The following is a 12,487-nucleotide window of genomic DNA, read 5'->3' as shown; positions in this document are numbered from 1 at the left end:
GAAGGGCTGACTGTGATAGTCAGCCTTTTTTGAAGAATAAATTTGCAACCCTTAAGTTTTTTGTATATAATAGGATAATAAGCATAAAGATATGATGTAGGAGGTATTTGCTATGGATGATCAAAAAAATATAGACTTAGCAGCAGCAATGGAGGCTGCTCATGAAATGGATCAAGTTCAGATTGCAGATGATGTTATAGCGGTTATAGCAGAAATAGCAACTTTAGAGGTAGATGGTATGGTAAGCACCCTTCAGCCCAAAAATGATTTTGTACAAGTTATCAGTCGTAAAAAAGGGCCAAAGGGTGTAAAGGTCGAAGTAGGTGAGGGCGAAGTGTTCATAGATATTACCGCAGTTGTTAAGTATGGTATTAGAATTCAAAAAGTGTGTTTAGAAGTTCAAGAAAAAGTAAAGAATTCAGTTGAAACCATGACAGGACTACATGTTGCCTCAGTTAATATACATGTGGCAGGTGTGTTTTTTGATAAAGAAAAAGAAGTCTAATGAGAGGTAACAAAGTAAGCTAACCCTAACGGAGCAAGAGAGATAGGGTTAGCTTACTTAATAAGGAGGAAAAAATGACTAGACGTAATGCAAGAGAATTGATCATGCAGATGCTTTATGAATATACTTTTCACAATGAGGAAGACGCAGATCGTTTAATAGGTGAAAAGCTGAGTGAGATTAGAGCGAATGAAGATGGGTCAAATAAAGCAGTAATTAAATTTATAGAAGAAGAATATTATGGGGTCTTAGAACATTTGGATGAAATTGACGAGCTCATTAATAAAAGCACGCAACATTGGACTGTAAGCAGAATTGCAAAGGTTGACCTAGGTATTTTGAGGCTTGCAACCTATGAACTTAAGTGGCGAAGTGATGTGCCTCATAAAGTGGTTGTTAATGAAGCACTTGAAATTGCAAAAGCATATAGTACAGACAAATCACCACAATTTATCAATGGTATATTGGGAAATGTTATTAAACTCATTGAGGGATAAAAATGAAAAGAAAGATAGTTTCTGTATCCGAAATTAATAATTATGTAAATAGACTCATTGAAGATGATTATATGTTAGGTGATGTATGGTTAGCCGGAGAAGTATCTAACTGTAAATATCATCACTCAGGACATATTTATTTTACGCTTAAAGATGAACGTGCAAGTCTTGGTGCGGTGATGTTTTCAAGAGATGCTTCAAAACTTAATTTTAAGCTTATTGAAGGTACTAAAATCTATGCAAGAGTAAAAATAACTATTTATGAGAAAACGGGAACTTACCAAGCTTATGTATATGATATTGAAAAACAAGGCAAAGGTCTATTGTATGAAAGATTTGAAGAACTTAAGGCGAAATTGTCTAAGGAAGGCTTGTTTGAAACTAAATATAAAAAAAACATTCCCTTATTTCCTAAAAGGATAGGTGTTATTACTTCCGTTACAGGCGCAGCGATTAAAGATATTATTCAAGTTGCTAAAAGAAGAAACCCAAGTGTTTCAATTTATATTTATCCTGCGCATGTTCAAGGAGAACTGGCTGTTAAAGAAATTACCGCCGCTATCGATCAAGCAAATAGGGATAAACTTGCAGAGGTCATCATATTAGGAAGAGGCGGAGGCTCTATAGAAGATCTATGGGCATTTAATGAAGAACTTGTCGCGAGGGCTATTTTTGCGTCAGAAATTCCTATCGTATCAGCAGTAGGACACGAAGTAGATTTTACAATAGCAGACTTTGTAAGCGATAAACGTGCAGCTACGCCATCAGCGGCAGCTGAGATTGTGATTCCTTCAAAAAGCGAAATTGAAGAGATGATAAAACGTTGTACAAATGCCTTAAGCTATATGACACTGCAAAACATAAAATATTCTAAAGAAAAGCTTAACTATCTGATTGAACGTCCAGTATTTAAGGTAAAGGATAGATTTTATAAAGATAAGATGCAAGAAGTGGATCTACTCATACAAGCATTAAATAATCGTTATAAGTATATACTAACAAAGGCCTTTAATGATTATGAGCTTGCAATAGGACAACTAGAAAAATTATCTCCGTTTACCACCTTAAAAAGAGGGTATAGCTTAATTACAAAAGTAAATAATGGTATTATCAAATCTATTCACGATATAGAACCTGAAGAAGTACTTCAGATTACCGTTACAGACGGTACATTTAAAGCAAAAGTTTATAATGAGGAGTCGTAAGTATGGCTAAGAAAGCACAAAAAAATTTTGAAGAAGCCCTCAAAGCACTGCAGCATATCGTAGGTTGTTTAGAACAAGGAGATATTGCACTGGAAGAGAGTATTAAAAACTATAAAGAAGGTATGGATCTTGCAGCTTACTGCATGTCTGTACTCAAAAAGGCAGAACAAGAGATTTATGTTTATGAGCAAGAAACTTACAAAAAGATAGAAGGAGAGAATTGGGAGTGAGAGACAGTATAAAACAATATCAAGAGCTTGTGGGTAGTTGTTTAAGGTCAGCACTCCCAGTGGAAAATAGGTATTTTAAAACAATATATGAAGCGATGAACTATAGTCTAAGTGCTGGGGGGAAGCGAATTAGACCCGTTTTGATGCAGCTTGCTTATGAAGCGGTTGGCGGAAGTGAAGATATTTCGGCCTATTTATGTGCAATTGAGATGATTCATACCTATTCACTGATACACGATGATCTTCCAGCTATGGATGATGATGCGTTAAGAAGAGGTATGCCGACTAACCACGTTGTTTTTGGAGAAGCTGCAGCCATTTTGGCTGGAGATGCACTACTTACAGAAGCGTTTAGATATATGTTGGAAGATGCACTAAAATACGGCGGTGCCCAAAGAGTGAGGGCAGCGTACATACTCTCTCAGGCAAGTGGTGTAAAGGGCATGATAGGCGGTCAAATCCTAGATATTGAAAGTGAAAATAAAACCATTGATTTGACCACGCTCAATGCGATCCAACTTCATAAAACAGGGGCCTTAATAGCAGCGGCAACAAAAATGGGAGCAGTCTTAGGTGGGGGCACTGAAGAAGAAATTGAAGCTTTAGAAAACTATGGTCTATTTATTGGAAAAACATTTCAAATTATAGATGATATACTTGATGAAACATCTACGGATGAAGAATTAGGTAAACCTATAAAAAGTGACCAGAAAAATCATAAAAATACTTACTTAAGTTTCTATACAGTAGAACAATGTTATGAAATAGCAGGCACATTGACAGATAAGGCCTTAAGTTCATTAGACGTTTTAAAAGGTAATACCTTACTCTTAAAAGAAATAGCTGCAGAGCTTATCAAACGTAGAAGTTAAAGGGGGAAGAAGATGCATTATATTAAACAGATTTCAAATAATAATATATTATGGGTAGCTATAGTAAGCTGGTTTATAGCACAATCACTCAAAGTAGTTATTACACTTGTATATGAACATAAACTTGATTTTAGGCAGTTTTTTGCTTCAGGAGGCATGCCAAGTTCACATAGTTCTTTTGTAGTCGCCTTAACTATTAGTATTGGACAGCTTTATGGTTACGATCATGTACTTTTTGCTATAGCTGCAGTATTTAGCTTTATTGTCATGTATGATGCCGCCAACGTGAGGCTGCATGCAGGCAAACAGGCAGCGATGATTAATCAAATTATTGCGGTATTAGAAGACCCTAATCTTAATCCAGAAGAGAGATTGAAGGAAATATTAGGGCATACCCCTTTGCAAGTGATAGCAGGCGGCATACTTGGGATTCTTGTGGCGCTATTCTTTTTTGGCGGTTAATCTAGTTGAAAAATCAGAGGTTAACTGCTATAATGTGTTAAAAGCGGCTTATGACGTACTTTTCAAAAAATAAGATGCGGTATTCTAGTCAAGATATTATGTTTTGAAGACGGGCCTAAAAATCCGTTTTAGGGCATATCGATGAAGTTCCTGGTGTTGGCTTGTAACGCCCCGTTATGGGCTGATACTGGGGGTTAAGGTTTAAGGGCGATCCATAAGGGCATATGGGCGTTGACCCTTTTACCGTGGAGACCTATGATTGTGCTTATTCCTATGGGAATAAAGTATGACTTAGGATTAAACCTACCATGCGGTATCGGCTGTGGGTAGTGTAGCCTGCCTTGAGTGAAGGCGGGGGGACATCAATTTACTTGCCTTCTTTTCGGCCAAAAAGAAGGCAGGATTGTTGATAGAAACCTAATTCGCAAAAGAGGATAGGAACATAATATATTGCTTGAGGAAAACTCCTAGACCGTTCAGTTTGAGGTAGTTCTTGGATTACAGTGTGGCTAAAGGCGATCTGGCGTAGATGATGGCAACACATCTAAGGTATATTTAAAGGGAAACCACTGCTTTGGTGACAAGGAAGTATGTACCTGGGAAAACCTGCTAGACCATATACCACAAAATTTACAGGTTCTATTGTCTTAAATTTTGAAAAGTGGGTGATAAGTCGATGATTAAAGGAGTCTTAGAAGGTGCCTGCACATAAAAGAGTAAAATTTAAAAAAGTGAGAGTCAAAAAGCAATCTTTAAAGAGTTTAGGCATTATTGTGCTGGCGACTTTTACAATTGCAATGTGTTTTAGTTATATCTTTGAGGTGTTGCTCGGAGATGTACCCCTTATTATAGCTTTTTTTATGTTAATTACTATTATTTTAACAGGGATATTTTTTGATGGTATTGGCAATGCAGTTGTTTCTGCAGACGAAATAACTTTTCACTCAATGGCAGCTCAAAAAGTAAAGGGTGCAAAAGATGCTATTATGCTGATAAGAAATGCCCCTATGGTAGCCAATTTATTTAATGATGTTATAGGAGATATTGCAGGCATTATATCTGGGAGTACAGCAACGGCTATTGTTCTTGCAATAGAAGAAGGCTTTGGTATGAAATCAGTCTTGCTTTCTATTGCGATGAGTGGCTTTGTTGCGGCCTTGACGGTAGGCGGTAAAGCCCTTGGTAAAACCTTCGCTATTCGGCGCTCCCGTTATATTGTTTATTATGTTGGCATTTTTATCTATTACACGAAGGTCATATTGCACAAAAATAAGAACTAAGATGACAATCCTTCAAGATTGTCTTTTTTTAAATAGAATAGATATTAGTAGAAAGAGGAACTTATATGTTAGATCTTTTAAAGTCTATTTACTCTCCAGAAGATGTTAAAAAGCTAAAAACGCATGAGCTTATACAACTAGCAAAAGATATCAGAAATTTTTTAGTTGGATCTTTGTCTCAAACTGGAGGGCATTTAGCTTCAAATTTAGGAGTAGTTGAATTAACAGTTGCACTGCACTATGTTTTTGATTTGCCACAAGATAAGATTATATGGGATGTAGGTCATCAAGCCTATGTGCATAAACTATTAACTGGGAGAAGAAAGTACTTTAAGCATTTAAGAAAGTTAGATGGGTTAAGTGGTTTTCCAAAAAAGAAGGAAAGTTCCTATGATGTTTTTGAAACAGGACATAGTTCCACTTCGATCTCAGCAGCCTTAGGCATGGCAGCAGCACGAGATTTAAAAGGAGAAGATCATAAGGTTATCGCCGTTATCGGTGATGGCGCCCTGACTGGCGGCATGGCATTTGAAGCACTTAATCATGCAGGAAGAGGACATAATAATCTCATTGTTATTCTAAATGATAATGAAATGTCTATCTCTAAAAATGTTGGAGGGCTTTGTAAGTACTTAAATAAGCTTCGTTCTAGTAAAGATTACTTAAAAGTCAAAGAAGATGTAGAAGAAGTACTTGAAAAGGTACCTGTTGTAGGGATGAATGTTGTAAAAGTTATTAAGCGCACAAAAGGCAGTCTTAAAAGTCTATTGATACAAAATACGTTATTTGAGCAGTTAGGCATTACCTACTTAGGACCAGTAGACGGGCATTGCTATGAAGAGCTTATTGCACTTTTAGAGAATGCGAAGATTATGAAGGGACCAGTGCTTATTCATGTTAAAACGAAGAAAGGGAAGGGCTATAAACTGGCAGAACAAAATCCTAGTTTATTTCATGGTATTGGACCCTTTGATATTACAACAGGGGAGCTTAAAAGTAAAAGTAACCCACTTAATTTTTCTGCGTCTTTTGGAAGTGCCATGTGCACTTTGGCCCAAGAACAAGATAATTTAGTTGCTATATCAGCTGCTATGCCGGATGGAACAGGGCTTTTAGATTTTGCGAGGGCCTACCCAAGAAGATTTTTTGATGTAGGCATTGCTGAACAGCATGCGGTAACTTTTGCTGCAGGATTAGCAACTGAAGGATACAGGCCTGTTGTAGCTATTTATTCTTCTTTTTTACAAAGAGCTTATGATCAAATATTGCATGATGTATGCCTGCAGAATTTACCCGTTATTTTCGCAGTTGACAGGGCTGGACTTGTGGGAGAAGATGGCGCCACACATCAAGGTGTTTATGATATAGCGTATTTAAGCAGCATGCCTCATATGAAGGTTTTGTCTCCTAAAATGCCCGAAGAAATAGAAGCTGCTCTCAGATATGCCCTTACCTTAAAAGGGCCAGTAGCTATTAGATATCCCAAAGGAACAACCCATATAAATAGTGAATTTATAAATGATTATCAAGAGATTGGATTTAAGACTCTAAAAAAAGGCAATGATTTAGTGATTTTAGCGGTAGGACGTATGGTAGAACAAGCTCTTTTAACCCATGAATATCTCATTAAACAAAACATTGAGGCTGCTATTGTTGAAGTGCCTTGCGTCTATCCATTGGATGAGACGGGTTTGCAAGCTCTTGCAAAAAGACATCGCTATATCTTTACAATAGAAGATGGTATAATAAGTGGAGGTTTTGGAGAAAAAGTATTTTCTTATCTTGTAAATCATGACTATAATCCACACGGAAGATGTTTGGGTTTCCAAAATGGAATTATTAATCAAGGTGATATTAAGAATTTATTCATTAGAGAAGGGCTTGCAGAGGATGCAATCGCTCGTCAAATTATGACAATACTCCAGAAGGAGAGCAAATAAATGGAAAGCAAAGAAAGACTAGATATACTCATTACAGAAAGAAACCTAGCTGAATCCAGAGAAAAGGCAAAAGCTTATATTATGGCAGGTGTTGTCTATGTCAATGGACAAAAAGAAGACAAACCTGGATTGCAAGTTAAACGCAGTGCAGCAATTGAAGTGCGGGAAAAGATGAAATATGTTAGTCGTGGCGGGTATAAACTTGAAAAAGCTATTGCGGCATTTAATATTGATCTCCAACAAAAAACTTGTATGGATGTAGGGGCGTCTACTGGCGGATTTACAGACTGTATGCTTCAAAATGGAGCGGACAAAGTTTATGCTGTTGATGTAGGCTACGGGCAGTTGGCTTGGAAACTTAGACAAGACGAACGTGTAGTCTGCATGGAAAAAACAAATATAAGATATGTGACGCCGGAAGATATTAAGGATGCAGTGCATTTTAGTTCGATAGATGTTTCTTTTATTTCTTTAACTAAAGTATTGCTTCCAATTTCACAGATTATTACTGTAAATGGGCAGATTATGGCGCTTATTAAACCTCAATTTGAAGCAGGCAGAGAACAAGTTGAAAAACATGGAGTTGTTAAAAATCCAAAAGTGCACAGCCAAGTTATAAGTGATGTATGGCACTATGCAAATAGTATTGGAATGGGTGTATTAGGCCTTGATTTCTCCCCCATTAAAGGACCAGAGGGCAACAGAGAATATCTGATTTACTTACAAAAAAATAGTGAAGATGTGCTGGAAGATCAAGCACTCACCATTGAGAAAATCGTAAAAGCATCTCATGATAACTTATAAACGGAGGTATTTCATGAAGCATATAGGTATTATGCCGAACTTATTAAAAGATAATCACTTAGAGATTACTAAGATCGTTGCCAAGTGGCTGGTGCAAGAAGGATTCGAGGTATATGGGGCTAGGCATATTGCTGAACAAGTTCAAGATATTCCTAACGCTTTAAATGAAGAAGAGATTTATAAGCTGTGCGATATTGTTATAGCTATAGGCGGAGACGGTACAATCTTAAGTGTAGCTGAAAAAGCTTATAGTTTTAATGTGCCCATTGTAGGTGTCAATCTAGGCCGGTTAGGTTTTTTGGCAGATATTGAGCCCTCTGATATTGCTTCTTCACTAAAAAAATTACTTGATAAGGACTATGAAATTGAAGAAAGAATGATGCTTGAGGCTAAAATTATCGCACCTAATGGACATGAATATGTTTTTCATGCACTAAATGACGTAAGTATTACTAGGGGCAGTTCTGCGCGTATAGCTGAGTTTGAAATCTTAGTGAACGGGACATTTTGTGATGTCTATCCGGCTGATGGCGTCATCGTATCTACACCTACAGGGTCAACTGCCTATAACTTATCAGCGGGAGGGCCTATTGTAGTGCCTCATGCAAAGGCCTATATCGTTACACCTATCTGTCCGCATACTATTTACTCAAAGTCTATTATTATGTCAGAAGAAGACACTGTGCAAATTAAGATTGGTCAAAATGATAGCATGAATATAGAACTCAATATTGATGGTAAAATGAAGATGTATTTAACGCCTAATCATTTTGTACAGATACAAAAATCAACTTATGTTACAAGACTCGTTAAACTGTCAGAGCTGAAATTTTTTGAAATTCTAAGGAAAAAAATAGTAGAAAGGCGCAGATAAAATGGGAATGAAAGAACAAAGACAATCGACTATATTAGGTTTAATTCAAAATCAAGAAATCGAAACACAGGAAGATTTAGCGACAGCTCTTGAAGAACAAGGGTTTAGTGTAACACAAGCTACTGTATCAAGAGATATAAGAGAACTTAAACTTACAAAAGTGGCCAGTAAAAACGGCGGACAGAAGTATGTAGTATTATCAAATTATGAGCAACAAGTTTCTGAAAAAGTTATTCGTGTGTTTAAGGATGCTTTTGTAGGTATGGACTTTGCGGGCAATATGATCGTCATTCGTACTTTAATAGGTATGGGCAATGCAGTTGCTTCTGCTATTGATGCTTTTCATCTTGAAGAGATCGTCGGGACACTTGCTGGAGATGATACGATCTTTTGCCTTGTGAGGCACCCGGAACATATAAAAACAGTAATGAACAAATTTAAAGATATATTAAGTTCTTAAATTTAGGAGTGAGTATTTATGCTAACCCATCTTAAAGCAAGCAATATTGCGCTTATTGAACAAGTAGAACTAACGCTTCATCCTCATCTAAATATTTTTAGCGGTGAAACAGGAGCGGGAAAGTCTATGCTGATAGATTCGATACAATTTGCTATAGGCAATAGAACTTCAAAGCAAATTATACGAAAAGGGCAGGACTATGCATTGGTAGAACTCATTTTTTGTGATAAGTCAGGGCTGGGATTAAAATATCTTAAGGCACATCATATTACATGTGAGAATGACACGATAAAGATTGAAAGAGTACTCTACCAATCAGGAAGAACACTTTATAAGATTAATGAGCAGACAGCAACAAGGCAAATGGTCAAGGAATTATCAGCACTTTTAATCGATGTACATGGACAACATGAGCCTCAGTCACTTTTAGACGTTTCTAAGCATATTAAAATGCTGGATAGTTTTGGTGAAGAGGCTTTTAGTGCTAAAAAAAATCATTATAAAAAGGTTTATGAGAAGTGGCAAAGTGCCAAATCCAACTTGGATAAACTTGGTGACAACGATAGAAAAAGGCTTCAGCTTAAGGATATGCTAACTTTTCAAATTAATGAGATTGCATCTGCGCATTTAAAACTTCATGAAGAAGAACAGCTTAAAGAACAGTACGAGATACTTTCACATGCAGAAAAGATTATGCGAAATGCCCAAAAAGCGTATGAATTTCTTGATGGAGAAAATGAACTCAGTGCCTCCTTGTTTTTGGGAAAAGCCATTCATGCTATAGGGGATATCAGCGGAATCAGTGGTGAAATTAATGCACTTTATGAACAATTGCTTTCTATTGAAGCCAACCTGCAGGATGCAACCTATCAAATTAGAACTTATACAGATAATATTGATTATGCACCGGAAACATTGATAGAGGTACAAAATAGATTAGATACAATTTATAGATTGAAGCAAAAATATGGTAATTCTATAGCTGAAATTTTGGAGTATAAGTATACATGTGAAGCAGAATTAAAAGAGCTTGTGGATGGTGAGTATAATGAGGAGAAACTGCTTGTAGAAGTAGCTATGCTTGAAGAAGAACTCCATGAACTTGCAGATGAAATATCAAAAAAGCGCAAAATTATAGCACAAAAGATAGAAAAAGCAATAGATGCGCATCTACATGATCTACAAATGCCTTATGCTAAGTTTGAAGTGGCAATTAATGACCTAGAGACATTTAATCGTTCAGGAAAAAATGATGTTGAGTTTCTTATTCGTACAAATTTAGGAGATGACGTGCATCCACTTTCTAAAATCGCTTCTGGCGGAGAAATATCTAGGGTAATGTTGGCTATTAAAGCAGTACTTGTCCTTGGAGATGTGATTGATACCGTGATTTTTGATGAAATTGACACAGGGATAAGTGGGATAGCTGCACAAAAGGTAGCGGAAAAGTTAGCGGTCATATCAAAAGGCAGACAGGTTATCTGCATTACCCACCTGCCACAGATAGCTGCTATGGGAGATATTCATTATTTAATTGAAAAAGAAGTTATAAAAGAAAAGACATTAACAAACCTCAAATCATTAAATGACCTTAAGATACAAGAAGAACTATGCAGACTTATGGGCGGGATTGTTACACAAAATACGATGCAAAGTGCTAAAGAAATAAAAGAATTAGCCAATAACTATAAAAAAAGTATATGTAGATAAAATGCATATACTTTTTTAGTTAAACGTGTTTTTCAAATGGATCTACAGTAATAATATCTACACCTTTTCTTGTAATAAGTTGAGTTGGCAAATATCTCCCTAGTGTTTGTGATAAGACATGATTTATGTAAATAAAATCGGCTTCAATATTTAATGCTATGTTGAATTGCAAAAATAGTTTTTCATATTGTATAAATGACTGTGAAAAAGGACATTTTAAAAATATGACAGCAAAAAAACATAGGATGTGAAGCCGGATGAAACATAGAAAAAAAAGGGTATTTTTTATTTGTTTTATAAGTTTAGTTGTATGCTTAATTATATCTAGTCCTATTATTATATCTCATTACTATCTTCCTAAAGAAGTTAAACTTATTGTAGGTAAAGAGCATATCTTTAATTTTGATATACCCCTTAAGGCAAATCTGTTAAAAGATCAGATGATTACCGTTAAAGGGGAACACGAGAGCGTTATTGATACTGGGTCTATTAGTCTCAATAAACCATTATATGTTAGCATGAATGAGGCTGGCAAAACAGATGTTACTTTATCACTTTTAGGATTTATTCCCTTAAAAACAGTATCTATACAAGCTATTCCGAATAGAGAAGTTATCCCTTGTGGTAAAATTGTGGGGATTAAAGTAGATACAAAAGGGATATTAGTTCTGGGAATAGGTCAGTTTGAAATAGAAGGTAAGATTATTTCGCCTTGCAAAGGCCTTATTGAGCCAGGAGATATGATATTAAAGTGTAATGATATGGAACTTAAAGCAAAAGAAGATTTAAGAGATATCATTGAAACGACGCAAAAAGAAAAAATAAAGCTTACTGTTTTAAGAAATAAGGAGATTAAAGAAGTGATGGTACAGCCCTCATACTCTATGTTTGACAATGAATATAAAATTGGTCTCTGGATTAGAGACAGTACACAAGGGATTGGGACGCTTACCTATATAGATCCAGAAACAGGGTCTTTTGGTGCGCTAGGACATGGCATTACAGATACAGATACTAAAAAATTAATGCCTATCCGAGAAGGGAATATTATTACTACAACAATTACACATATTAAAAAAGGAAAAAAAGGTATTCCCGGAGAAATAAGTGGTATAATTGAATATGAAGACAAAAATATCATTGGTGAAGTCATAAATAATACACCTATCGGCATCTATGGTGAACTTGATAAAAATAAAACTCAGGATATCAATGAAAAAAAAGTGCCAATTGCATTTCAGGATGAAGTGCATGAAGGGAAAGCTTCTATTTTGGTTGATCTAACAAATGACAAAGTTCAGGAATATGAGGTTTATATACAAAAAGTATCAAAGTATAGTAATGAACCTGCTAAAGGAATGATTATAAAAATAGTAGATGAAAGATTATTGAATCTTACAAATGGTATTATACAGGGGATGAGTGGCAGTCCTATTCTTCAAGATGGTAAACTTATCGGTGCAGTGACACATGTTTTTATACAAGACCCAACAAGGGGATATGGTATATTTATAGAAAATATGATTAATAATGAAAAAAGATAGTGGGAATTGTAAAAATAAAATAAAAATTACAGAAAATGGTATTGATATTTTCCAGATTATTATGTATAATTAATTTAAGATTTTTCAAAATAACATATAATTTT

At 35.7% G+C, this 12,487-nt stretch carries 14 protein-coding genes; 13 read left to right on the top strand and 1 reads right to left on the bottom strand.

The features are described from left to right. The first annotated feature begins 112 nt into the window (after positions 1–112). The 12 genes from BN3326_RS06050 (at position 113) to recN (ending at position 10,839) form a co-directional block, all read left to right on the top strand. Positions 113–505, top strand: a complete 393-nt coding sequence (locus BN3326_RS06050) for an Asp23/Gls24 family envelope stress response protein (protein ID WP_069998196.1) — start codon at positions 113–115, stop codon at positions 503–505. Between the two features lie 74 nt (positions 506–579). Then, entirely contained in the window at positions 580–1,002 is a 423-nt protein-coding gene (nusB, locus tag BN3326_RS06045) for a transcription antitermination factor NusB (protein ID WP_069998195.1), read from the top strand. A gap of 2 nt (positions 1,003–1,004) precedes the next feature. After that, positions 1,005–2,207, top strand: a complete 1,203-nt coding sequence (gene xseA, locus BN3326_RS06040) for an exodeoxyribonuclease VII large subunit (RefSeq protein ID WP_069998194.1) — start codon at positions 1,005–1,007, stop codon at positions 2,205–2,207. A 2-nt stretch (positions 2,208–2,209) separates the two neighbouring features. Beyond that, on the top strand, positions 2,210–2,437 hold the full coding sequence (gene xseB / locus BN3326_RS06035) for an exodeoxyribonuclease VII small subunit (RefSeq protein WP_069998193.1): 228 nt from the start codon (positions 2,210–2,212) through the stop codon (positions 2,435–2,437). Further along, positions 2,434–3,309 carry a polyprenyl synthetase family protein gene (locus tag BN3326_RS06030; protein ID WP_069998192.1) on the top strand — a complete coding sequence of 292 codons (876 nt, stop codon included), beginning with the start codon at positions 2,434–2,436 and terminating at the stop codon, positions 3,307–3,309. Before xseB ends, BN3326_RS06030 begins: the two co-directional genes overlap by 4 nt. 12 nt (positions 3,310–3,321) lie before the next feature. Continuing rightward, on the top strand, positions 3,322–3,771 hold the full coding sequence (locus BN3326_RS06025) for a divergent PAP2 family protein (protein ID WP_069998191.1): 450 nt from the start codon (positions 3,322–3,324) through the stop codon (positions 3,769–3,771). A 698-nt stretch (positions 3,772–4,469) separates the two neighbouring features. Beyond that, entirely contained in the window at positions 4,470–5,051 is a 582-nt protein-coding gene (locus BN3326_RS06020) for a hypothetical protein (protein ID WP_083258533.1), read from the top strand. Positions 5,052–5,116: 65 nt separating this feature from the next. Further along, entirely contained in the window at positions 5,117–6,991 is a 1,875-nt protein-coding gene (gene dxs, locus BN3326_RS06015) for a 1-deoxy-D-xylulose-5-phosphate synthase (protein WP_069998190.1), read from the top strand. Further along, positions 6,992–7,795, top strand: coding sequence for a TlyA family RNA methyltransferase (locus BN3326_RS06010; protein ID WP_069998189.1), 804 nt, complete (start codon positions 6,992–6,994; stop codon positions 7,793–7,795). A gap of 13 nt (positions 7,796–7,808) precedes the next feature. After that, positions 7,809–8,669, top strand: a complete 861-nt coding sequence (locus BN3326_RS06005) for an NAD(+)/NADH kinase (RefSeq protein WP_069998188.1) — start codon at positions 7,809–7,811, stop codon at positions 8,667–8,669. A gap of 7 nt (positions 8,670–8,676) precedes the next feature. Next, positions 8,677–9,129: an arginine repressor gene (gene argR, locus BN3326_RS06000; RefSeq protein ID WP_069998440.1), complete on the top strand. Its 453-nt coding sequence runs from the start codon at positions 8,677–8,679 to the stop codon at positions 9,127–9,129. Positions 9,130–9,147: 18 nt separating this feature from the next. After that, positions 9,148–10,839 carry a DNA repair protein RecN gene (gene recN / locus BN3326_RS05995; protein WP_069998187.1) on the top strand — a complete coding sequence of 564 codons (1,692 nt, stop codon included), beginning with the start codon at positions 9,148–9,150 and terminating at the stop codon, positions 10,837–10,839. A 19-nt stretch (positions 10,840–10,858) separates the two neighbouring features. Here recN and BN3326_RS22205 read toward each other — a convergent pair whose 3' ends face one another. Then, complete coding sequence (locus tag BN3326_RS22205; RefSeq protein WP_207646310.1) at positions 10,859–11,011, bottom strand: hypothetical protein; 153 nt, start codon at positions 11,009–11,011, stop codon at positions 10,859–10,861. Between the two features lie 85 nt (positions 11,012–11,096). Here BN3326_RS22205 and spoIVB point away from each other — a divergent pair, with 85 nt between their 5' ends. After that, positions 11,097–12,383, top strand: coding sequence for a SpoIVB peptidase (spoIVB, locus tag BN3326_RS05990; protein WP_069998186.1), 1,287 nt, complete (start codon positions 11,097–11,099; stop codon positions 12,381–12,383). Positions 12,384–12,487 lie beyond the last annotated feature (104 nt).

This window comes from Cellulosilyticum sp. I15G10I2 (assembly GCF_900095725.1).
Lineage (GTDB): Bacteria > Bacillota > Clostridia > Lachnospirales > Cellulosilyticaceae > FMMP01.
Note: the sequence above shows the minus strand (reverse complement) of the source record. Positions and strands in the feature narration are given on the sequence as shown.